At 70.5% G+C, this 22,500-nt stretch carries 19 protein-coding genes; 8 read left to right on the plus strand and 11 right to left on the minus strand.

From position 1 onward, the window contains the following. Positions 1 to 11: 11 nt before the first annotated feature. Genes iolD through iolC form a run of 4 tightly spaced genes read right to left on the minus strand, consistent with a single transcriptional unit; the run spans position 12 to position 4,642 of the window. Complete coding sequence (iolD, locus tag OG766_RS12170; protein ID WP_328725292.1) at positions 12 to 1,886, minus strand: 3D-(3,5/4)-trihydroxycyclohexane-1,2-dione acylhydrolase (decyclizing); 1,875 nt, start codon at positions 1,884 to 1,886, stop codon at positions 12 to 14. Further along, on the minus strand, positions 1,883 to 2,710 hold the full coding sequence (gene iolB, locus OG766_RS12175; protein WP_328725293.1) for a 5-deoxy-glucuronate isomerase: 828 nt from the start codon (positions 2,708 to 2,710) through the stop codon (positions 1,883 to 1,885). Before iolB ends, iolD begins: the two co-directional genes overlap by 4 nt. A gap of 16 nt (positions 2,711 to 2,726) precedes the next feature. Continuing rightward, complete coding sequence (locus OG766_RS12180; RefSeq protein WP_266374090.1) at positions 2,727 to 3,617, minus strand: Cgl0159 family (beta/alpha)8-fold protein; 891 nt, start codon at positions 3,615 to 3,617, stop codon at positions 2,727 to 2,729. Continuing rightward, entirely contained in the window at positions 3,614 to 4,642 is a 1,029-nt protein-coding gene (iolC, locus tag OG766_RS12185; RefSeq protein WP_266374088.1) for a 5-dehydro-2-deoxygluconokinase, read from the minus strand. The genes OG766_RS12180 and iolC overlap by 4 nt, the downstream gene beginning before the upstream one ends. 130 nt (positions 4,643 to 4,772) lie before the next feature. Between iolC and OG766_RS12190 the strand changes: the two genes are divergently transcribed. After that, positions 4,773 to 5,684, plus strand: a complete 912-nt coding sequence (locus OG766_RS12190; protein ID WP_266374087.1) for a sugar phosphate isomerase/epimerase family protein — start codon at positions 4,773 to 4,775, stop codon at positions 5,682 to 5,684. Positions 5,685 to 5,970: 286 nt separating this feature from the next. Next, complete coding sequence (locus OG766_RS12195) at positions 5,971 to 6,168, plus strand: helix-turn-helix transcriptional regulator (RefSeq protein ID WP_266374085.1); 198 nt, start codon at positions 5,971 to 5,973, stop codon at positions 6,166 to 6,168. A gap of 45 nt (positions 6,169 to 6,213) precedes the next feature. On the opposite strand, the gene OG766_RS12200 is transcribed toward OG766_RS12195, so the two are convergent. Next, positions 6,214 to 7,269 (minus strand): zinc-dependent alcohol dehydrogenase family protein, encoded by a 1,056-nt coding sequence (locus OG766_RS12200; RefSeq protein WP_328725294.1) that lies wholly within the window; start codon positions 7,267 to 7,269, stop codon positions 6,214 to 6,216. Positions 7,270 to 7,313: 44 nt separating this feature from the next. Beyond that, the gene (locus OG766_RS12205; protein WP_328725295.1) at positions 7,314 to 9,614 is read right to left on the minus strand and encodes an MMPL family transporter; all 2,301 of its coding nucleotides are present in this window, start codon (positions 9,612 to 9,614) and stop codon (positions 7,314 to 7,316) included. Between the two features lie 165 nt (positions 9,615 to 9,779). On the opposite strand from OG766_RS12205, the gene OG766_RS12210 reads away from it, so the two are divergent. After that, a complete protein-coding gene (locus tag OG766_RS12210; protein ID WP_328725296.1) occupies positions 9,780 to 10,457 on the plus strand; it encodes a TetR/AcrR family transcriptional regulator in 678 nt (225 codons plus the stop codon). A 116-nt stretch (positions 10,458 to 10,573) separates the two neighbouring features. Then, on the plus strand, positions 10,574 to 10,882 hold the full coding sequence (locus OG766_RS12215) for a heavy-metal-associated domain-containing protein (RefSeq protein WP_266377976.1): 309 nt from the start codon (positions 10,574 to 10,576) through the stop codon (positions 10,880 to 10,882). Between the two features lie 734 nt (positions 10,883 to 11,616). Here the strand turns inward: OG766_RS12215 and OG766_RS12220 are convergent. Next, on the minus strand, positions 11,617 to 12,906 hold the full coding sequence (locus OG766_RS12220) for a citrate synthase (RefSeq protein ID WP_266374077.1): 1,290 nt from the start codon (positions 12,904 to 12,906) through the stop codon (positions 11,617 to 11,619). Between the two features lie 168 nt (positions 12,907 to 13,074). Then, on the minus strand, positions 13,075 to 15,303 hold the full coding sequence (gene recD2 / locus OG766_RS12225; protein ID WP_328725298.1) for an SF1B family DNA helicase RecD2: 2,229 nt from the start codon (positions 15,301 to 15,303) through the stop codon (positions 13,075 to 13,077). 305 nt (positions 15,304 to 15,608) lie between these two features. Between recD2 and OG766_RS12230 the strand changes: the two genes are divergently transcribed. Next, positions 15,609 to 16,133 (plus strand): DUF937 domain-containing protein, encoded by a 525-nt coding sequence (locus OG766_RS12230; protein WP_266374073.1) that lies wholly within the window; start codon positions 15,609 to 15,611, stop codon positions 16,131 to 16,133. Between the two features lie 72 nt (positions 16,134 to 16,205). Here OG766_RS12230 and OG766_RS12235 read toward each other — a convergent pair whose 3' ends face one another. From OG766_RS12235 to OG766_RS12245, 3 genes are all read right to left on the minus strand, one after another. Continuing rightward, positions 16,206 to 17,003: a sugar phosphate isomerase/epimerase family protein gene (locus OG766_RS12235; protein WP_266377973.1), complete on the minus strand. Its 798-nt coding sequence runs from the start codon at positions 17,001 to 17,003 to the stop codon at positions 16,206 to 16,208. Positions 17,004 to 17,098: 95 nt separating this feature from the next. Then, the gene (locus tag OG766_RS12240; RefSeq protein WP_328725299.1) at positions 17,099 to 18,265 is read right to left on the minus strand and encodes a dihydrodipicolinate synthase family protein; all 1,167 of its coding nucleotides are present in this window, start codon (positions 18,263 to 18,265) and stop codon (positions 17,099 to 17,101) included. After that, entirely contained in the window at positions 18,262 to 19,413 is a 1,152-nt protein-coding gene (locus OG766_RS12245) for a Gfo/Idh/MocA family protein (RefSeq protein ID WP_266374068.1), read from the minus strand. The genes OG766_RS12240 and OG766_RS12245 overlap by 4 nt, the downstream gene beginning before the upstream one ends. A 130-nt stretch (positions 19,414 to 19,543) precedes the next feature. On the opposite strand from OG766_RS12245, the gene OG766_RS12250 reads away from it, so the two are divergent. The 3 genes from OG766_RS12250 (at position 19,544) to OG766_RS12260 (ending at position 22,479) form a co-directional block, all read left to right on the plus strand. Next, positions 19,544 to 20,641, plus strand: a complete 1,098-nt coding sequence (locus tag OG766_RS12250; RefSeq protein WP_266374066.1) for a LacI family DNA-binding transcriptional regulator — start codon at positions 19,544 to 19,546, stop codon at positions 20,639 to 20,641. Positions 20,642 to 20,755: 114 nt separating this feature from the next. Further along, on the plus strand, positions 20,756 to 21,700 hold the full coding sequence (locus tag OG766_RS12255; protein WP_328725300.1) for a bifunctional helix-turn-helix transcriptional regulator/GNAT family N-acetyltransferase: 945 nt from the start codon (positions 20,756 to 20,758) through the stop codon (positions 21,698 to 21,700). Then, positions 21,697 to 22,479: a sugar phosphate isomerase/epimerase family protein gene (locus tag OG766_RS12260; protein ID WP_266374062.1), complete on the plus strand. Its 783-nt coding sequence runs from the start codon at positions 21,697 to 21,699 to the stop codon at positions 22,477 to 22,479. The genes OG766_RS12255 and OG766_RS12260 overlap by 4 nt, the downstream gene beginning before the upstream one ends. Positions 22,480 to 22,500 lie beyond the last annotated feature (21 nt).

Consider the following 22,500-nt stretch of genomic DNA (forward strand, 5'->3'; position numbering starts at 1 on the left):
CTTCGGGTCCCTCAGAGATGGCGGCGTCGGGCTGCGACTTGCCGGTCGTACTCTCCCCGTGCCTTGACCGCCGACGGGCGGGTCGCGGTCTCGGCCACAGGAACATCCCACCACGCCTGCGCCGGGGGCGCGCCCGACACAGTGTCTGCCGTTTCGGTCTCGGTGTAGACACATGTGGGGCGGTCCGCCTCACGCGCCTCGGCGAGGGCTTCGCGCAGGTCACGCACGGTCTTGGCGCGGATCACCCGCATCCCGAGGGACTCCGCGTTGGCCGCGAGGTCGACCGGGAGCGGCGCTCCCGTGTACGCGCCGTCGGACTCTCTGTAGCGGTAGGCCGTGCCGAACCGCTCGGAGCCGACCGACTCGGACAGTCCCCCGATCGACGCGTATCCGTGGTTCTGCAGGACGACCACCTTGATCGGGACGTTCTCCTGCACCGCGGTCACGATCTCGGTCGGATTCATCAGATACGTACCGTCACCGACGAGCGCCCACACCGGCCGTCCGGGCGCGGCCATCGCGACGCCGATCGCGGCCGGGATCTCGTAGCCCATGCACGAGTAGCCGTACTCGACGTGGTACTGGTCGCGGGAGCGGGCGCGCCACAGCTTGTGGAGGTCCCCGGGGAGCGAGCCCGCCGCGTTGATCACGATGTCGTCCTCGGTGACCAGGCCGTCGAGCACGCCGAGGACCTGCGGCTGGGTGGGGCGCATGTCCTCGTCCGCCGCCTCGTAGACGGCGTCGACGCGGTGCTCCCAGCGCTCCTTGGCGTCCGTGTACTCCGTCTCGTAGCCGTCCTCCACATGGTGGCCATGGAGGGAGGCCATGAGGCCGTGGAGGCCCGCCCGGGCGTCCGCGACGAGCGGGAGCGCGGAGAGCTTGTGGGCGTCGAAACCGGTGATGTTGAGGTTGAGGAAGCGGACTCCGGGATGGGTGAAGAGGGTGCCGGAGGCGGTGGTGAAGTCGGAGTAGCGGGTGCCGACGCCGATGACCAGGTCCGCGGCGCGCGCCAGCTCGTCGGCGGTCGCGGTGCCGGTGTGGCCGATGCCGCCGACGTCCTGCGGATGGTCGTGGCGGAGCGAGCCCTTGCCCGCCTGGGTCGAGGCGACGGGGATGCCGGTGGCCTCGGCCAGCGTCTTCAGGGCGATCTCCGCACGGCTGTGATGCACGCCGCCGCCCGCGACGATCAGGGGACGCCGGGCCGACCGTACCGCCGCTGCCGCCGCCGCCAGTTGGTCCGGGTCGGGCTGCGGACGGCCTACGTGCCAGACGCGCTCGGCGAAGAACTCCTCGGGCCAGTCGTACGCCTCCGCCTGCACGTCCTGCGGAAGCGCGAGCGTGACCGCGCCGGTGGCGGCCGGGTCGGTGAGCACCCGCATCGCCGCGAGTGCGGCCGGGATCAGCGCTTCGGGGCGGGTGATCCGGTCGAAGTACGCCGACACCGGGCGCAGGCAGTCGTTGACGGACACGTCGCCCGCGTACGGCACCTCCAGCTGCTGGAGGACCGGGTCGGCGGGGCGGGTCGCGAAGGCGTCGCCAGGGAGGAGGAGGACCGGCAGCCGGTTGATGGTGGCGAGGGCGGCGCCGGTGACGAGGTTGGTGGCTCCCGGCCCGATGGAGGTGGTGACGGCGTGCGTGGAGAGCCTGCCCGACTGGCGGGCGTAGCCGACGGCCGCATGCACCATCGCCTGCTCGTTGCGGCCCTGGAAGTAGGGCATGTCCTCGGCGGATTCGAGCAGGGCCTGACCGATCCCCGCGACATTGCCGTGGCCGAAGATGCCCCAGGTGGCGCCGATCAGCCGCTGTCTGCGGCCGTCGCGCTCGGCGTACTGGCGGGCCAGGAAGCGCACCAGCGCCTGGGCGACGGTCAGCCTCTGTGCGCTCATCGGTAGCCCTCCGTGTGGTCGGGGTGGAAGCAGATCCGCCATTCCCGCTCGGGCCCGGGGCCCGCCATGACGTTCAGGTAGTACATGTCGTGGCCGGGAGCGGCGATGGACGGGCCGTGCCATCCGTCGGGGACGAGGACGGCGTCTCCGCTGCGGACCTCGGCGAGCAGATCGGTGCCGCCCGGGCGGGACGGGGACACCCGCTGATAGCCGAAGCCGTGCTCGCCCTGGATCTCGAAGTAGTAGATCTCCTCCAGCTTCGTCTCCTCGCCGGGCCGGTGCTCGTCGTGCTTGTGCGGCGGGTACGACGACCAGTTGCCGCCCGGGGTCAGGACCTCGACGGCGATGAGACGGTCGCAGTCGAAGGAGCCGGCGGCGGCGAAGTTGTTCACCCGGCGGGCGCAGCTGCCCGAGCCCCGGTCCTCGACGGGGACCTCCGGCGCGGGGCCGTGGCGAGCGGGGAGTCGTCGCTCGCATTTCGCTCCTGCCAAAGCGAAGCGGCCTCCCGCGCCGGAGGCGATCTGCGCATGGGCGTCGCGCGGAACGTACGCGAAGTCGGTGACTCCCGCGAACACGCTGTCCCTGCCCAGCAGTTCCATGGTGATGCCTTCGGTCTGCACCGTGCATCCGCCGCTCAGCGGCAGCACGATCCACTCGCTGCCCCCGGTGCCCAGGAGGTGGGAGCCGCCCGGGGGCAGCTCGAGGATCCGCAACGCGGAGTAGCCCCAGCCCGCCGTCTTGGGGTCGATGTCGAGCGCGTACGGCCCGTCGGCCGCGGTGCCCGCCCGTACGTGCCTGTCGTGTGCGGTGTCCCTGTGGTCCATGAGTCCTCCGTACCCCCTAGAGCAGTCCTACGGCCGTATCGACCGCTCCCGCGACGTCTCCGTCGACCGGATAGAGCAGCGAACGGCCCACCACCAGACCCTGGACGGTGGGCAGTTGCAGCGCGCTCCGCCACTTCTCGTACGCCGCCGCCTGGCCGTCGGCGGAGTCGCCCACGTCGCCGCCGAGGAGCACCGCGGGCAGCGTCGAGGTCTCCATCACCTGTGCCATGTCGTCGGGGTTGTCGGTGACGGGGATCTTCAGCCACGTGTACGCCGAGGTGCCGGCGAGGCCCGACGCTATGGCGATGGAGCGGGTGACCGCCTCGGCGGACAGATCATTGCGCAAAACCCCGTCCACCCGGCGGCAGATGAACGGCTCGACGAAGACCGGCAACCGGTGGGCCGCCATCTCGTCGATGGCGCGGGCGGTGGAGTGGAGAGTGGCGAGGGAACCGGGGTCGTCGTAGTCGATACGGAGGAGCAGCTTCCCCGCGTCGAAGCCGAGCCGGTCGAGGTCCTCCGCGCGGTAACCGGTGAACCGGTCGTCCAGTTCGAAGGCGGCGCCCGCGAGGCCGCCCCGGTTCATCGAGCCCATGACGACCTTGTCGTCGAGGGCACCGAGCAGGAGGAGGTCCTCCAGGATGTCGGCGGTGGCGAGGACGCCGTCGACGCCGGGACGCTCCAGGGCGGTGCAGATCCGCTCCAGGAGGCCGAGGCGGTTGGCCATGGCGAGCCGCTGGTCGCCGACGGAGAGCGCGCCTCGGGCCGGATGATCGGCCGCGATGATCATCAGCCGGCCGCTGCTTCCGACGAGCGGGCGCCTGCGCCGGCGGAGGGCCGCCTCGGCGACGGCCTCGGGGTGATGGGCCCTGATCCTGACGAGGTCGGCGACATCGACGCGGGTCACGACGCCGCTCCGGATTCCGGCGCCGCTCCGGGTTGGGGGCCAGAGGTCGGGTCGGGACCGGGTGCGTGGCCGTCGAGGAGGGCGTCCACCTCGGCGGCGTAGGGCATCGCCGAGGAGCAGGCGAGCCGGGCGGCGACGATCGCGCCCGCGGCGTTCGCGAACCGCATCACCCGCTCCAACTCCCAGCCGGCCAGCAGTCCGTGCACCATCGCCCCGCCGAACGCGTCTCCCGCACCGAGCCCGTTGACCACATCGACTTCCACCGGTGGAACTTCGGCGGTCGTGCCGTCCCGGCGTACGGCAAGCACCCCCTTCGGTCCCTGCTTCACCACCGCCAGCTCGACTCCCGCCCCGAGCAGCGCCCGGGCCGCGGCGCCCGGCTCGCGCTCGCCGGTCGCGATCTCGCACTCGTCGAGGTTGCCGACGGCGACGGTCGCATGGGCGAGCGCCTGGGCGTAGTACGGGCGCGCCTCGTCCGAGGCCGTCCGTGCCGTGCTCTCCCAGAACATGGGCCGCCAGTCCAGGTCGAACACGGTCGTCCCGGACTTCGCGCGGTGCTCCAGCGCGGCCAGGGTCGTGGCTCTGCTCGGCTCCGCGCACAGCCCCGTGCCGGTCATCCAGAACACCCGCGCCGAACCGATCGCCGCCAAGTCCAGCTCGTCCCCGCGCAGTTCGAGATCGGGCGCTTTGGGCTGACGGTAGAAGTACAGCGGGAAGTCGTCCGGCGGGAAGATCTCGCAGAAGGTGACGGGCGTCGGCAGCCCCGGCACCGGCGTCACCCAGCGGTCGTCGACCTCGAACTCGCGCAGCGCCTCGTGGAGATACTCCCCGAAGGCGTCCTGCCCGGTGCGGGTGATCACCGCGGTGCGCCGGCCGAGCCGGGCCGCCGCGACCGCCACATTCGTGGCGGAACCGCCGAGGAACTTCCCGAAGGTGTCGACCCGCGCCAGGGGGACCCCGGTCTGGAGGGGGTAGAGGTCCACTCCGATCCGGCCCATCGTGATCACGTCGTACGGCTGAGGCATACGTGTCCCTTCGGTTCCACGCCCGGCTGTTCCCTGGTCTAGCCCGCCTCCCGGAGCACTGTCAACATTTTGTCCTTACATTCGGACGAAAGCTTGACACCTTTCTCCGGCGGCCGGAAAGCTGACCGCCATGACCTCCTCCGCACCCTCGCTCAACCGCATCCGGATCGGGTCGGCCCCGGACTCCTGGGGCGTGTGGTTCCCCGACGATCCGCAGCAGGTCCCCTGGCAGCGTTTCCTCGACGAAGTCGCTCGGGCCGGTTACGAGTGGATCGAACTCGGCCCGTACGGCTACCTCCCCACCGACCCCGCCCGGCTCGCCGAGGAGACCTCCGCCCGGGGGCTCAAGGTCTCGGCCGGAACCGTCTTCACCGGACTGCACCACGGTCCGGCCGTCTGGGAGAAGACCTGGGCCCATGTCGCCGACATCGCCGCCCTCACCCGCGCGATGGGGGCGGACCATCTCGTCGTCATCCCCTCCTTCTGGCGTGACGACAAGACCGGTGAGGTGCTGGAGGACCGCACCCTCACGGCCGAGCAGTGGCGCGACCTCGCCGGCCAGACCGAGCGTCTCGGCCAGGAGGTCGGCGACCGGTTCGGGCTGCGGATCGTCGTCCATCCGCACGCGGACACCCATATCGACAGCGAGGACAACGTCAGCCGCTTCCTCGACGCGACCGACCCGGACCTGGTCTCGCTCTGCTTGGACACGGGGCACTACGCCTACTGCGGCGGCGACAGCGTCAAGCTCATCGAGACCTATGGCGAGCGGATCGGCTACCTCCATCTCAAGCAGGTGGACCCGGAGATCCTCGCCGAAGTGACCGCGAACGAGATGCCGTTCGGCCCTGCCGTGGCCCGTGGCGTGATGTGCGAACCGCCGGCCGGCGTGCCCGCGCTGGAGCCGGTGCTGGCAGCGGCCCAGCGGCTCGACGCCGAACTCTTCGCCATCGTCGAGCAGGACATGTACCCCTGTCCTCCGGACAAGCCCTTCCCCATCGCCGAACGCACCCGCCGCTTCCTCCGCTCCTGCGGCGCATGACACCCCGCCAGGCCTGCCGCACGGTCGGCGTCGGCCGGGTGGTCGTTGCCGAGCCGTGGCCCACCGCCCCCGTCGCCCCTTGATCCGCTTTACGTCACAGCAGTCGCCTCCTCGTTACACATGTCTCCGTTACGCGAGGCTTCCGTCACAGGCCCTCAACAGCCCCTCCCCTGTCATCACTCTGCGTCGTTCAACGGACACAGGCTCAGTGATCGCCAACGCCCGCGCCGCAGCTCCCCCGACGGCTCCCTGCCGCCGCTGCGGTGCGCGCAGGGAGGTGCCCCGGATGACGGACAGAAAGCTCTGGTCGTACAAGGAGATCGCCGCACACATCAAGGTGCAGCCGGACACGGTTCGTTCGTACCGCAAGCACGGTCTGCTGCCCCCTCCGGACCATGTGGAAGCCGGCAAGCCCTACTGGTACGCCGACACCATCCGCATCTGGGTGGCCAATCGCCCAGGCAACAGGGGACGAAGGGAGTGAGTTCCCCGGTCCTTACCCGCAGGCGCTGGGCCGGGGTGTGAAGGTTCAACCGCGGGCCGGCTCGATGACCGTCACGCCCGCGCCCGGCGCCTTGCCCATGGCGGACAGGGCAGCGGGGGCGGCGTTCAGAGAGATCACCGACGTCACCAGGAGGTCCGGCCGCAACGCCCCGGATCGGACCATCTCCAGCATGGGACCGTAGGCATGCGCGGCCATTCCATGGCTGCCGAGGATCTCCAGCTCCTCCCCGATGACACGGCCCATCGGCACCACGGGGTCTCCCGCGGCCGAGGGCAGCAGACCCACCTGCACATGCCGTCCCCGTCGGCGCAGGCCCTGCACCGAGGCCACGCAGGTGACCGGAGAACCCAGCGCGTCGAGCGAGAGATGAGCGCCGCCGCCCGTCAGCTCACGCACCGCCTCGGCGGTGCCGTCCGCGCCGGCGAGAGCCGTGGCGTCCACGCACTCCGCGGCACCGAACTTCCTTGCCAGCTCCAGGGCCCGGGGCGAGACGTCCACCGCGACGACCCGCGCCCCGCAGGCGGCCGCGATCATCACCGCGGACAGCCCGACCCCGCCGCAGCCATGGACCGCGACCCATTCACCCGCGGCCACCCGGCCCTGGGCGACCACGGCACGGAAGGCGGTCGCGAAGCGGCAGCCGAGTCCTGCCGCCGTCGCGAACGACAGCTCCTCGGGCACGCCCACCAGATTGACGTCCGCGTGCTCCAGCGCCACATACTCGGCGAAGGATCCCCAGTGGGTGAATCCGGGCTGTGTCTGGCGCTCGCAAACCTGCTGGTCCCCCACCGCACAGGCGGCGCAGCGACCGCAGGCGCAGACGAAGGGCACGGTGATCCGGGCTCCTGGCCGCCAGTTGACGACCCCGGGGCCGACCGCCTCGATCACTCCGGCCAGCTCATGGCCGGGGACATGCGGAAGGGTGATGTCCGGGTCGTGGCCCATCCAGCCGTGCCAGTCACTGCGGCAGAGGCCGGTGGCCTCGACGCGAACGACCACACCGTGCTCCGACGGCTCCGGGTCGGGCACCTCGCGCACCTCGGCGTCCTGCCCGTACCGCTCGAACACCACAGCCCTCATCGGCCCCGCCCTTCCCTGGCTCCGCCCGTCTGCTCGGCTCGAACCTATCCGCCCACCGGGACGTTGTCCCGGTCCCGGTCCCGGTCGTCGTCCCGGCCCTCGACGATGCCCTCCCCGGCGAGGCGCTCCGCCGGGGCGGGCCCGGGTATCTCGCCCTCGCTGAGCCCGAACCGTGCGTGGAAGGCCCGCAGCGGAGCAGGTGCCCACCAGGTGGCCCGTCCCGTCAGCTTCATCACCGACGGCACCAGGAGACTGCGCACCACCATCGCGTCCATGACGACGGCGAGGGCGATCCCGAGGCCGAGCATCTTGGTGTTGGTCACCCGCGAGGCGCCGATCGCGACCATCACCACCGCGAGGATCACGGCCGCGGCCGTGATCAGCCCACCGGTGCGGCGCAGTCCGTGGGCCACGGCGTGCTCGTGGTCGCCCGTCCGGTCGTACTCCTCCTTGATTCGGGAGAGCAGGAACACTCCGTAGTCCATGGAGAGTCCGAAGGCGACACAGAACATCAGCACCGGAAGCGTCGTCTCGATGTCGCCGGTGGAGGTGAAGGAGAGTGGCCCGGATAGGTGCCCCTCCTGGAAGACCCAGACGACGGCACCGAACATCGCCGTGAGACTGAGTCCGTTGAGCACGACGGCCTGGAGCGGGATCAGCACGCTGCCGGTGAGCAGGAAGACCAGCAGCAGCGTGACGACGGCGATGATGGCCGCCGCATACGGCAACCGGTCGCCGATCGCGTCCTTGGAATCCACGAGCATCGCCGCCGCGCCGGAGACGGACGTGTCGAACGGGGCCGGCTCCGCACGCAGTTCCCGGACGAGACGCTGGGACTCCTCGCCCACGGCCTCCTCCTCGGGCAGCACCGTGAACACCGCGTGCCCGGCGGAGACGAGCGGTCCGTCCACTCGCAGCACCCCGGGGAGCGCCTCGACACGAGTGCGGTACTCGGCGTACTGCGCGGAGGTGGCCGCACCCTCGGCGAGGACGTCGAGACTGCCGCCGGGGCTGCCGGGGAACCCGTCCCTGAGGTGCTGCTGCACGACATGCGACTCGGCGGTCGGCGGCAGCTGACGGTCGTCGGCGGGCCCGAACTTGACACCCAGGAAGGGCAGTCCGAGAAGCACCAGCCCGGCGGAGGTGGCCACGGCGAAGACCGGCGCCCGGCGCATCACCAGGGCCACGAGCCTGCCCCAGCCCGCGCCGTCGGTGTCGCCCGTGGAGCCGGATCCTGCGGCGGAGGACGAAGGAGACGACGAGTCCGTCCGGTCCTTGCTGCCGCGGCGCAGCAGGCGGCGCAGGTCCAGTGCGTTCACCCGCTCACCGAGCAGCATCAGGGCGGCGGGAAGGAGCACGAGTGCGGCCGCTGCGGCCAGCAGCACCACCGCGATCCCGGCATAGGCGAACGACCGCAGGAAGTACTGCGGGAAGACCAGCATCGCGGCGAGCGACACGGCCACCGTGAGCGCCGAGAACAGCACCGTACGGCCCGCGGTGCGGACGGTGGTCCCGATCGCCTCCCGGGTGTCGGATCCGCCGGCCAGCTCCTCCCGGAATCTGCGCACGATGAACAGGGCGTAGTCGATGGCGAGTCCGAGGCCGAGCGCCGTGGTCAGGTTCTGTGCGAAGACCGAGACATCGGTGAACTCGGTGAGTCCGCGCAGGACCGCGTTCGTCCCGAGGATGGCGACGATGCCGATGCCCAGGGGCAGCAGGGCCGCGACCGCGCTGCCGAAGACCATCACCAGCAGCACCAGGGTCACCGGGAGGGCGATCATCTCGGCCCGGAGCAGGTCCTCCTGGATGATCGTCTGCATGTCGTGCATGACCGCGACGGGGCCACCGACCGAGATCTTCACCGGGCCGTGCGTGCCCCGGTACTCGGGCGCGATGCGCTCCAGCACCTCGCCGGCAGCCTTCTCGTCGCCTTCTATGCGGGCGGCGATGAGTGCTTCGCGGCCGTCCTCGGCGCGCAGGGCGGGCGACTTGGTCTGCCAGTACGAGCCGACACCCGTGACGCCCTTCTCACGCGCGAGCCGCTCGGTCAGGCGCGCCGCCTCCGCGGCGACGGCCGGATCGTCCACGCCCGCAGGCCCGCTCTCGACGAGCAGCAGCAGATTGGGCCGCGCGGCCGGGAACTCGCGGTTGAGCACCTCGGTGGCATACGTCGACTGCGCCTCGGGGTCTTCCCATCCCCCGCTGCCCATGCGGTCGGCCACCCCGCTGCCCGCGAACACGGCGAGTGCCGTGACGACCAGGGCGAACAGCAGCGACAGCCGTGGTCGCGCCGTGACGAACCGGGTCCAGCCGCCGAGGCGCGGCCCACTGTTGACATCGGACATGGTGCGGTGTCCCCCCTACGCCGAGACCGTGTTACGCAGGAGGCAGCACGAATCGGCCGTTGCCATAGACTGACAAACACGAGTCTTCGCTCGCATTTCTCAAGAATGCGAGCGACCACTCGCGTTTGTCAACCCAACCTGGAAAGCCGGGGATTGGTGGTCCACATGCCAGAGGCACCCGACGACGGGGAGCAGGCCAAACCCGCACAGCCGCGCCGCCGCCAGGCCCGGGGCGAGCGCCGCATCGCCCAGCTCCTGGAGGCCGCGGCAGGGGTGTTCTGCCGCAGCGGGTACACCGCCGCCAGCACCAACGCCATCGCCCGCGAAGCAGGCGTCTCTCCCGGCACGCTGTACCAGTTCTTCCCGAACAAGGAGGCCATCGCCGTCGAACTCGGCGGGCAGCTGATGCAGCGCTGGCGCGAGACCCATGGCGCCGCATTCGACGCACTCGACCCCGCCCTGCCGCTCGACGAGCTGCTGGACTCGGTCCTGGACCCACTGATCGAGTTCAACTGCGAGAACCCGGCCTTCGCCGTCCTCATGCACGGCTCCGAGATCCCGGGCCGGATCACCGAGGAGCACGACGCCGTCCACTCCGCGCTGCTGGAGCGCGTCGAGGGCATCCTCGGCGAATTCCTTCCGGACGCCGGCCCCGCCGAGCTGAAACGCACGGCGAACATGACGTTCTGCGTGGTCAAGGCGGGACTGGAGCTGATCCTCGCGTACGAGGGGGACGAGCGGGACGCCTACAAGGCGGAGCTGAAAGCGCTGGTGTACCGCTACCTCTCGCCACTCTTCGACGAGACGTCGCGGCCGGGGCACACGTCGATTCATACCCCCTAGGGGTATTATCGAGTGAGAGCCGGGGAGTCCCGTCTTCCCCAGGACTCCCCTGAGGCACCATGACTTCGTTGCACGAAGTGATCGCGAAGCGACACACCCTCGAAGAGGAGAACGCCATGACCGTCGAGACGACGACCGGAACCCCCGCCGCCACCGGCTCCTGCTGCTCGCCCTCCGGTTCCTGCCACGGCGGCGCGGCCGACGTCCAGATCGGCAGCACCACGGTGTACGAGGTGAAGGGCATGACGTGCGGCCACTGCGAGGGGGCCGTGACCGAGGAGATCTCCGCGATCCCCGGCGTCACGTCCGTCAAGGCGGTCGCCGCGACCGGTCAGGTCACGGTGGTCTCCGCGGCACCTCTGGAGGAGTCCGCGGTACGCGCCGCGATCGACGAGGCCGGCTACGAGCTGGTCGGCCGGGCCTGACCCCCGCCGGGCCGGGCCGCCCCCGTGGCGGGAGCCCCACGACGGGGGCGGCCCGCGCCCGATGCCCGCGTCACCCACAGTGGCGGCGCACAGCGCCCTCCGGGCGCGCACGAGACGTTCCGTACCGCCACCCGGACGGATCCGTCGCCACCGCCGCCGCGACGATCACCGCGGTGGTCACACGATCGTCACCGTCAGGCCTCACCGCGATCAAGGGCAGACCTTTTTCGAGACGTCACCCGCAGCCTCGCGACGCCGCAGCCGACCCTCTCCGACCTGCCGAAACCCATGATCACGGGAATTTCCACGGGTTTCTCGTACGTTTTCGTGGTCAGCAAGAGGCTTCGTCTGCGATCCTTCACGTGGTACACAGGACCTTCACAAAGAGATCCAGATCACAGATATTTGAGGGTAACCATTCGGGCTCTTCGCGAGTCTAAGTGGGCGATGCCAGAGCGTCTTGGGGGACGTTCATGGGATGTCTTGGGGGACGTCCCAGGCAAGCGTTGGCCGGGGCACGTACGACCGGGGAGCTTTGAGCGGCCCTCCCGTAGATACGTACCCCGGCAGACCGCGTCGCGAAGAGCTTCTGCTGGATTACCAGCAGACGCCCGGCCGGATCCCGTGGGGGGAATCCGCACCGGGGATATGGGAAGCGCCCCGCTCGTCGACCCGTGGGGGGATCGGCAGCGGGGCGCTTCTCGTCGTTTCAGGTCCCGGAGTACCTCGACGGATCAGCGGGCCTCGACGGGGACGAAGTCGCGCAGGACCTCGCCCGTGTAGATCTGGCGCGGGCGGCCGATACGGGAACCCGGCTCCTTGATCATCTCGTGCCACTGGGCGATCCAGCCGGGCAGCCGGCCGAGGGCGAACAGCACCGTGAACATCTCGGTGGGGAAGCCCATGGCCCGGTAGATCAGGCCGGTGTAGAAGTCGACGTTCGGGTAGAGGTTGCGCGAGACGAAGTACTCGTCGGAGAGCGCGTGCTCCTCCAGCTTGAGGGCGATGTCGAGCAGCTCGTCGGACTTGCCCAGCGCCGAGAGGACGTCGTGCGCCGCCGCCTTGATGATCTTGGCGCGCGGGTCGAAGCTCTTGTAGACGCGGTGGCCGAAGCCCATCAGACGAACGCCGTCCTCCTTGTTCTTCACCTTGCGGATGAAGGAGTCGACGTCACCACCGTTGGCCGAGATGCCCTCGAGCATCTCCAGCACCGACTGGTTGGCGCCACCGTGCAGCGGGCCCCACAGGGCGGAGATACCGGCGGAGATCGAGGCGAACATGTTCGCCTGCGAGGAGCCCACGAGGCGCACGGTGGAGGTCGAGCAGTTCTGCTCGTGGTCCGCGTGCAGGATGAGCAGCTTGTCGAGCGCCGCGACCACGACCGGGTCGAGCTCGTACTCCTGCGCCGGGACCGAGAAGGTCATCCGCAGGAAGTTCTCCACGTACCCGAGGTCGTTACGCGGGTAGACGAAGGGGTGACCGATCGACTTCTTGTAGGCGTACGCCGCGATCGTCGGCAGCTTGGCCAGCAGCCGGATCGTGGAGAGGTGACGCTGCTTCTCGTCGAACGGGTTGTGGCTGTCCTGGTAGAACGTCGACAGCGCGCTGACCACGGAGGACAGCATGGCCATCGGGTGGGCGTCACGCGGGAAGCCGTCGAAGAACCGCTTGACGTCCTCGTGCAGGAGGGTGTGCTGGGTGATCTCGCCCCGGAAGGCGGCCAGCTCGTCGACGGTCGGCAGCTCACCGTTGATCAGCAGGTACGCCACCTCGAGGAAGGAGGAGCGCTCGGCCAGCTGCTCGATCGGGTAGCCGCGGTAGCGCAGGATGCCCTGCTCGCCGTCGAGGTAGGTGATCGCGGACTTGTAGGCGGCCGTGTTGCCGTACCCGCTGTCCAGGGTCACCAGACCGGTCTGCGCCCGGAGCTTCCCGATGTCGAAGCCCTTGTCACCAACGGTGCTCTCGACCACCGGGTAGGTGTATTCACCGTCCGCGTACCGCAGTACTACAGAGTTGTCGCTCACGTCATCCCTCACCGACGTAGTGCCTCTTCTTCGAGGTGCCCTGACTGTCTCTACCATCCCCCATTTGGCTGAGGAGAGTGCACTCGGGGTCGACCATTCGGCCGCTCGACGGCACTCAGTGCCGTCCAGCCTGCTCATCCTGCCCCCTTCGCCCCGGTTCCGGAAGTGTTAGGTGATCTTTCCCACGAAGCCTCCACCTGCCAGCCGATGGTCGAGTGCGGTAAAACGCCGCCCTGCCGAAACCGTGCGAACCGCCTGCCCTATGGCCTTGCGGGAGCCGACGAGCACCACGAGCCTCTTGGCGCGCGTGACGGCCGTGTAGAGCAGATTGCGCTGGAGCATCATCCAGGCCCCGGTCGTGACCGGGATCACCACGGCCGGATACTCGCTGCCCTGGGAGCGATGGATCGTCACGGCGTAGGCGTGTGCGAGCTCGTCCAGCTCGTCGAAGTCGTACGGCACCTCCTCGTCCTCGTCCGTCAGCACCGTCAGCCGCTGGTCGTCCGGATTGAGCGAGGTGACCACGCCGACCGTGCCGTTGAAGACTCCGTTCTTCCCCTTCTCGTAATTGTTGCGAATCTGGGTGACCTTGTCGCCGACGCGGAACACCCTTCCGCCGAATCTCTTCTCCGGCAGATCGGGACGGGCGGGAGTGATCGCCTGCTGCAGCAGCCCGTTGAGCGTGCCGGCCCCGGCGGGGCCGCGGTGCATGGGGGCGAGCACCTGCACATCGCGGCGCGGGTCCAGCCCGAAGCGGGCTGGGAGGCGCCGGGCCGCCACGTCCACGGTGAGCCTGCCCGCCTCCTCGGTGTCGTCCTCGACGAAGAGGAAGAAGTCGTCGAGGCCTTGGGTGAGGGGGTGCGACCCGGAGTTGATGCGGTGGGCGTTGGTGACGACCCCGGACTGCTGGGCCTGGCGGAAGATCCGGGTCAGACGGACGGCCGGGACCGGGCTGCCGTCGGCCAGCAGGTCACTGAGCACCTCGCCGGCGCCGACGCTCGGCAGTTGGTCCACATCTCCGACCAGCAGCAGATGCGCGCCCGGGGCCACGGCCTTCACCAGTTTGTTGGCCAGCAGCAGATCCAGCATGGAGGCCTCGTCGACCACGACCAGGTCGGCGTCGAGCGGACGGTCCCTGTCGTATGCCGCGTCGCCGCCCGGCTTCAGCTCCAGGAGCCGGTGCACGGTGGACGCCTCTGCTCCGGTGAGCTCGGCGAGCCGCTTGGCCGCCCGTCCCGTCGGCGCGGCGAGCACCACCTTGGCCCTCTTGGCGCGGGCCAGCTCGACGATCGAGCGCACCGTGAAGGACTTGCCGCAGCCCGGGCCGCCGGTCAGGACGGCGACCTTCCGGGTGAGGGCGAGGCGCACGGCCTGCTCCTGCTCGGGCGCCAGCTCCGCGCCCGTACGCTCCGAGAGCCAGGCCAGCGCCTTGTCCCAGGCCACGTCCTGGAAGCCCGGCATACGGTCCTCGTCGGTGCGCAGGAGCCGGAGCAACTGGGCGGAGAGGGACAGCTCCGCGCGGTGGAACGGCACCAGATAGACCGCGGTGACCGGAGCCCCGCCGTCCGGTCCCGGCACCTGCTCGCGCACGGCTCCTTCGGCGTCGGCCGCGAGCTCGGCCAGGCAGTCGATGACCAGGCCCGTGTCGACCTGGAGGAGCTTCACGGCGTCCGCGATGAGCTGCTCCTCCGGGAGGTAGCAGTGACCCTGGTCCGTGGACTGCGACAGGGCGTACTGCAGACCGGCCTTGACCCGGTCGGGGCTGTCGTGGGGTATCCCGACCGCCTGGGCGATCCGGTCGGCGGTGAGGAACCCGATGCCCCAGACGTCCGCCGCAAGGCGGTACGGCTGGTTCTTCACCACGGAGATCGAGGCGTCGTCGTACTTCTTGTAGATCCGCACGGCGATGGAGGTGGAGACGCCCACTCCCTGGAGGAAGACCATGACTTCCTTGATGGCCTTCTGCTCCTCCCACGCGGCGCCGATCATCTTCGTGCGCTTGGGGCCGAGGCCGGGGACCTCGATGAGCTTCTTCGGCTCCTGCTCGATGACGTCGAGGGTGTCCGCGCCGAAGTGGTCGACGATCCGCTCGGCGATTCTGGGGCCGATGCCCTTGATGAGGCCGGAGCCGAGATAGCGGCGGATACCCTGAACGGTGGCGGGGAGGACCGTCGTGTAGTTCTCGACGGTGAACTGCTTGCCGTACTGGGGATGGGAGCCCCAGCGGCCCTCCATCCGCAGCGATTCACCCGGCTGTGCGCCGAGGAGCGAGCCGACGACCGTGAGGAGCTCACCGCCGCCGCGACCGGTGTCGACGCGGGCGACCGTGTACCCGTTCTCCTCGTTGGCGTAGGTGATCCGCTCGAGGACCGCTTCGAGCACTGCCGGATTGGACATGAGCCGACGCTACCGCCCCGGTCGGACACCGTGCCGGGCCTGTGGAAAACCTCGCGCGACCGCGTCGCCAACGACATCCGACGGCATCTGGCGCGGCTCCGGGGCAACTTCAAGGGGCCCGGTCGATTGACCGGGCCCCGCGTACCCCCCGCATTCAGAGCTCCCCGATCCCCCCAGACCCCTCCCCGGGAACCCTGACACCACATACGACTCGCGTCACGCCGGAAGGGTTGCACGACTGCGGGCAGTAATTTTTCCGGAATCTCGAAGTGCCGACATAACGGGGCACCCTTAGCGTTTTCGGCATGAGCGACGATTCGTTTCAGCGGGAAGTACTGAACGAGCTCGGGGACGGCGGGCTTCAGGAGATCGCGGACGCGCTCGGTACCGACGCGACCGGGGCGCAGGATGCCGTCGGCACCTCGGTGTCCGCCCTGTCGGGCGGTCTGCGGGAGGCCGCGGCCGAACCGGCACAGGCCGACGAGGTGCGCGAGGCCGTCGGTGACATCTCCGAGCCGCCCCTGGAAGGCGTCGTGACGCTGGGCGGCGGGCTGGGCGGCGGCCTGATGGCGGGAGTCCTCGCGAAGCTGGCCAGGCCCGCCGCCGCCGCGCTCGCCAAGCGGACCGGCATGCCCGTGGCCACGGTCAGCCGGGTCTTCGAGGTGGTGATCCCGGTGGTGGTGACCGTCCTCGCCCAGCGCGCGGCGAGGCGCCGTTCCGCGGGAGCCGCACCCGGCTCGCCCGGTTCACACGGCACGCCCGGCCCCTCGACGGGCAGCGTGGGCGATGTGCTCGGCGACCTGCTGGGCGGCGGCCCGCGGAAGCCCTGACCGCAGGGGTGAGGGCGCCGCGGGCCACACCGGCAGGGGCGTGGACGCCGGCGGGCGATGCCGCAGCACCGGCTACACCGTGTGCCGCACGTACCGCATCGCCGTCTCCGACAGGACCTCGACGCCGTCCCGCGCCCACAGCGCGTCGTTGAAGAGCTCCACCTCGATCGGGCCCGTGTAGCCCGCCGCGTCGACCTGTTCGCGCCACGCCCGCAGATCGATCGCACCGTCGCCCAGCTGACCGCGGCCGTTGAGCACCCCCGCCGGCAACGGAGTGACCCAGTCGGCGAGCTGGAAGGAGTGGATCCGGCCGCCCGCGCCCGCTCGTGCGACTGCCGCGGGCGCCTGGTCGTCCCACCAGATGTGGTACGTGTCCACGACGACGCCCACCTGCTCCGCGGGGAACCGCTCCGCGATGTCGAGCGCCTGGGTCAGCGTGGAGACCGCACAGCGGTCGGCCGCGAACATCGGGTGCAGCGGCTCGATCGCGAGGCGCACGCCGTGCTCCTGTGCGTACGGAGCGAGGATGCCGAGTGCGTCCGCGATGCGCTCCCGCGCACCGGGCAGATCCCGGCTGCCGGGCGGGAGTCCGCCCGAGACCAGGACGAGTGTGTCCGTGCCCAGCGTCGCCGCTTCGACGACGGCCGCGCGGTTGTCGTCCAGTGCCCGGGTCCACTCGTCCGCGTCCGTCGCGGTCAGGAAACCGCCCCGGCACAGCGTGGTGACGGTGAGCCCCGCCTCGCGCACGAGCTTGGCCGCCGCCTCGACGCCGTACGCCTGAACGGGTTCGCGCCAGAGGCCGATCCCGGGGACGCCGAGCCCCAGGCACGCCTCCGTGAGCTCCGGCAGGCTGAGCTGCTTGACGGTCATCTGGTTGATGCTGAACCGGGAGAGGCCGTCGGAGGTACCGGGCCGACCGGGGGAACCGGCGTCCGCGGTGCGGGGTTGAAGGTGGGGTCGGTCGGTCACTGGGTGGCTCCGTACACCGTGAGCAGGGATGTCATCCGGACTTCGGCCAGCTCCGGGTCCGGGAACAGGCCCAGCCGGTCGGCCAGTTCGTACGCCCGCGCGAGATGGGGCAGCGACCGCGCGGACTGGAGGCCACCCACCATGGTGAAGTGCGACTGGTGGCCCGCCAGCCAGGCCAGCAGGACGACTCCCGTCTTGTAGAAGCGGGTCGGCGCCGCGAAGAGATGGCGGGACAGTTCGACGGTCGGGTCGAGCAGTTCGCGGAAGCCCTTGGCGTCGCCCCTGTCCAGGACGCGGACCGCTTCGGCGGCCAGCGGTCCCAGCGGGTCGAAGATCCCGAGCAGGGCGTGGCTGAAGCCCTGGTCGTCACCTGCGATCAGCTCGGGGTAGTGGAAGTCGTCGCCCGTGTAGCAGCGCACCCCCCGGGGGAGCCGGCGTCGCAGGTCGATCTCCCGCTGGGCGTCCAGCAGGGAGATCTTGACGCCGTCGACCTTGTCGGGGTGTTCGGCGATCACCTTGAGGAAGGTCTCGGTGGCCGCGTCGAGGTCGGTGCTGCCCCAGTAGCCGTCGAGGGCGGGATCGAACATCGGCCCGAGCCAGTGGAGGACGACCGGCTCGGACGCCTGCCTCAGGAGGTGGCCGTAGACGGCGAGATAGTCCTCGGGGCCGCGGGCGGCCGCGGTCAGCGCCCTGGACGCCATGAGGATCGCCTGGGCGCCGCAGTCCTCGACGAGGGCGAGCTGCTCCTCGTACGCCGCGCGGACGGTGGCGAGGTCGGCTGGGCGGTCGGCCGGGACCAGCTGGTCGGTTCCGGCGCCGCACGCGATCCGGCCACCGACCGCCTTCGCCTCCGACGCCGAGCGCCGGATCAGCTCCGCCGCGCCCGCCCAGTCCAGCCCCATTCCCCGCTGTGCGGTGTCCATCGCCTCGGCGACACCGAGCCCGTGCGCCCACAGATGGCGCCGGAAGGCGAGCGTGGCGTCCCAGTCGACGGCGGCCGGTCCGTCCGGGGTCGTGTCCGCGTACGGATCCGCGACGACGTGCGCCGCCGAGAAGACCGTACGGGAGACGAGTGGAGCACTGCCTACGGAGTAGGCAGTGCTTTCGGTGCGCGGCTCGTACGTACGGAAGGTGCCGTCCGCGCCCGGGAGTCGGATCGTCACAGGGTCAGCTCCGGAACGTCGAAACGGCGCCCCTCCGCGGACGACTTCAGCCCCAGCTCGGCGAGCTGGACGCCCCGCGCGCCCGCGAGCAGATCCCAGGTGTAGGGCTCCCCCAGGGCGACGTGCTTGAGGAACAGCTCCCACTGCGCCTTGAAGCCGTTGTCGAAGACGGTGTTGTCGGGCACTTCCTGCCACTGGTCGCGGAAGGACTCGGTGGCGGGCAGGTCCGGGTTCCACACGGGCTTCGGTGTGGCACTGCGGTGCTGGACACGGCAGCGGCGCAGCCCCGCGACGGCCGATCCGTGCGTACCGTCCACCTGGAACTCGACGAGTTCGTCGCGGTTCACGCGGACCGTCCAGGAGGAGTTGATCTGGGCGACGGCCCCGCCCTCCAGCTGGAAGACGGCGTACGCCGCGTCGTCGGCGGTCGCCTCGTACGGCTTGCCGCGCTCGTCCCAGCGCTGCGGGACGTGGGTCACGACGTGTGCCTGAACGCTCGTCACCCGGCCGAAGAGCTCGTGCAGTACGTACTCCCAGTGCGGGAACATGTCGACGACGATGCCGCCGCCGTCCTCGGAGCGGTAGTTCCAGGAGGGACGCTGGGCCTCCTGCCAGTCGCCCTCGAAGACCCAGTAGCCGAACTCTCCGCGTACGGAGAGGATCTCGCCGAAGAAGCCCCCTTCCACCAGGCGCTTCAGCTTCAGCAGCCCGGGCAGGAAGATCTTGTCCTGGACGACGCCGTGCTTGATGCCGGCGGCTTGCGCCAGGCGGGCCAGTTCGAGGGCGCCCTGCACGTCGGTCGCGGTGGGCTTCTCCGTGTAGATGTGCTTGCCGGCGGCGATCGCCTTCTTGATGGCACCGACCCGGGCGGAGGTGACCTGCGCGTCGAAGTAGATGTCGATCGTCTCGTCGGCGAGCACCGCGTCGAGGTCCGTGGACCACTCGGTCAGCCCATGGCGCTCGGCGATCTCCCGCAGAGCCGGCTCGCGGCGGCCGACGAGGACCGGCTCGGGCCACAGGACCCCGCCGTCACCGAGGTCGAGACCGCCCTGCTCACGGATCGCGAGGAGCGAGCGCACCAGGTGCTGCCGGTATCCCATCCGCCCCGTGACGCCGTTCATGGCGATCCGCACTGTCCTGCGTGTCACGAAGTTGCCTCCATGTTTCCTCGATACGGCAGCGAAACCGTGATAGCAAGCGCTTTCTATACGCTATGACGCTAGCCTGCGGACAGCAGGCCGGACAAGGGCCTGGCGAGATCTCCCTCGGAGGAAAGCGATGACAGTCACGCTGGCTGATGTGGCGGCCCGCGCCCGGGTGTCCCCGGCCACCGTCTCCAGGGTTCTCAACGGCAACTACCCGGTCGCCGCGTCGACACGGGAACGGGTGCTCCGTGCGGTGGACGAACTCGACTACGTGCTCAACGGACCGGCCAGCTCGCTCGCCGCCGCCACGTCCGACCTGGTCGGAATCCTCGTCAACGACATCGCCGACCCGTTCTTCGGGATCATGGCCGGGGCGGCTCAGACCGCGATCGGCGAGGGTGCGTCGGGTCGGGCAGGCGGCGAGAAGCTCGCCGTCGTATGCAACACGGGCGGCTCGCCGGAGCGCGAACTGACCTATCTCACGCTGCTGCAACGGCAACGGGCAGCGGCGGTCGTCCTCACCGGAGGGGCACTGGAGGACCCGGCCCACATCGCCGCGATGTCGGCGAAGCTGGCGCGGCTCGCGGACGCGGGCACGACGGTGGTGCTGTGCGGCCGGCCGCCCATGTCCGGCGGCGCCGTCACGGCGACCCTCACCTTCGACAACCGGGGCGGCGGACGCCGGCTCGCCGAACACCTGATCGCGCTCGGCCACCGGCGGATCGGATACGTCGCGGGCCCGGCGGAACGGACGACGACCCGGCACCGGCTGGAGGGCCACCGGGCGGCACTGGCCGCGGTGAGCGCCGCCGACGGCGCGGACGGCGGCGCCGGGACCGGGCCCGTGCCCGACGATCAGGAGAGGCTCACGATCCACGGCCCCTACGACCGCCGTTCGGGTTACGACGCCACGCTGGAACTGCTGCGCCGGGATCCGGACCTGACCGCCATCGTCGCGGCCAACGACACCGTGGCACTGGGTGCCTGCGCGGCCGTGCGGGATCTGGGACTGCGCATTCCGGAGGACGTCTCGGTGGCCGGCTTCGACGATCTGCCGTTCTCGGTGGACGCGGTGCCGGCACTGACGACGGTGCGGCTGCCGTTGCACGAGGCGGGGGTGCGGGCGGGCCGGCTCGCCATGGGCAAGGAGGCCCCGCCGCCGGGCGGTATCGCGACGATCGGCGCCGAGTTGATGGCGCGGGAGTCGACAGCGCCACCGCGCAAGCTCTGACCTGCCGGTTTCCGCCCCGGCGGGGCGGGCCGGCTGGAGTTTTCCACAGGCCTTGCCGAGGGTTGACGCCCGAACCTAACCTTGACTCAGTCAAAGGAAAGGTCGGGACACGTCATGGCCGTTCACGAGATCCGCGCCTTCAACCGCTTCTACACGAACCTCATCGGCGCGCTCGACTACAGCAAGCATCTCTACACGCCGTACACGCTCACCGAGTCGCGAGTGCTCTACGAGCTGGCCCATGCCCCGCGCACCGACGCCGCCGACCTCAGGCTGGAGCTGTCCCTGGACGCGGGCTACCTGAGCCGGCTGCTCGGCAAGTTCGAGCGCGACGGGCTGGTCGAGCGCTCCCCTTCCGCGGTGGACTCGCGTCGCCAGCGCATCACGCTGACGACGCGCGGGCGCGAGGCGACCGCGCTGCTGGACGAGCGTTCCCGGGAGGCCGTGGGCAAGCTCGTGGCCGCCGTGCCCACGGACGACCGGCCCCGTCTGACGGAGGCGATGCGCACGGTGCGGGACATACTGGCCGAGGCCAGGCCCGACCAGGGCCCGCGCGGCGAGGGTCCGGTGCTGCGCGATCCCGCACCCGGCGACCTGGGCTGGATCGTCCAGCGCCACGGCGCGCTCTACGCCGCCGAGTACGGGTGGAACACGGACTTCGAAGGCCTGGTCGCCCGAATAGTCGCCGACTTCGCCCAGGACCACGACCCGCATCTGGAGCGCGTGTGGATAGCCGAGCTGGACGGCCGCCCGGTCGGCTCGGTGATGTGCGTGCGGGACGAGGCACCGGCCACCGCACGGTTGAGGCTGCTCCTGGTCGAGCCCGCAGCACGCGGACACCGCCTCGGAGAACAACTGGTGGGCGCCGTCGTGGATTTCGCCCGTGAGGTGGGGTACCGGGAGCTGGTGCTCTGGACCAACGATGTCCTGGCCTCCGCCCGCAGGATCTATCAGCGCGCCGGGTTCACTCTCGTCGCGGAGGAACCGCACCGCTCGTACGGGGCCGATCTCGTCGGCCAGCACTGGCGGCTCCCCCTTCAGGAAGGATCACCCAAGTGAATTTCGCGTTCTCGACCCTCGGTGTCCCCGGTATGCCCGTCTCCGAGGTGGCCGACCTCGCCGTCGCGACCGGCTGTCACGGCGTGGAGCTGCGCACCCATCCGGAGGAGCCGGTCCACCTGCGGATAGGGGCGCGTGAACGGGCGGCGGTGCGGGAGGAGTTCGCCCGGGCCGGAGTGGAGATCCTGACGATCGCCGGTTACGCACGGGTGGCGGCCGCGGGCGACGAGGAGGCCGTGGCCGAGGAGCTCTCGGAACTGGTCCGGCTGGCCAGGGACTTGGGAGCGTCCTTCGTGCGGGTCTTCCCCGGCGGCGGCGACCAGGATCCGGAGATCGCGGACGCGACGGCCGCTCGCCGGCTCGCCCTCGCGGCGGAGAGGGCGGCCGACGCGGGGGTGCGGATCGTGCTGGAGACCCACGACTCCCACCGCACGGGCGCGGCGGTGTCCCGCGTCGTCGGCCAGGTCGGCCACGGGCACGTGGGCGCGCTGTGGGACGTCATGCATCCCTGGCTGGGGCATGAGCGGCCCGCAGCCACCCATGCGGCGCTGAGTCCCTATCTCGGCTATCTCCAGGTCAAGGACGTCGCCTCGGCGGAGGACCTGACCCCGCTGCCGCTCGGGGCCGGTGTGCTGCCGCTCGCGGAGTGCCTGGCGCTCACCGGCGACGACGGCTGGGTCTGCTGGGAGTACGAGAAGCGCTGGCACCCGGACGCGGAGGACCTGCCGGGGATACTGGCGGCTGGCCGGCAGCATCTGGAGTCACTGGCCCACGCCTGACGCACCGGCCCAGGCCCTGCG

The organism is Streptomyces sp. NBC_00259, assembly GCF_036181745.1.
In the GTDB taxonomy this organism is placed as follows: domain Bacteria; phylum Actinomycetota; class Actinomycetes; order Streptomycetales; family Streptomycetaceae; genus Streptomyces; species Streptomyces pratisoli.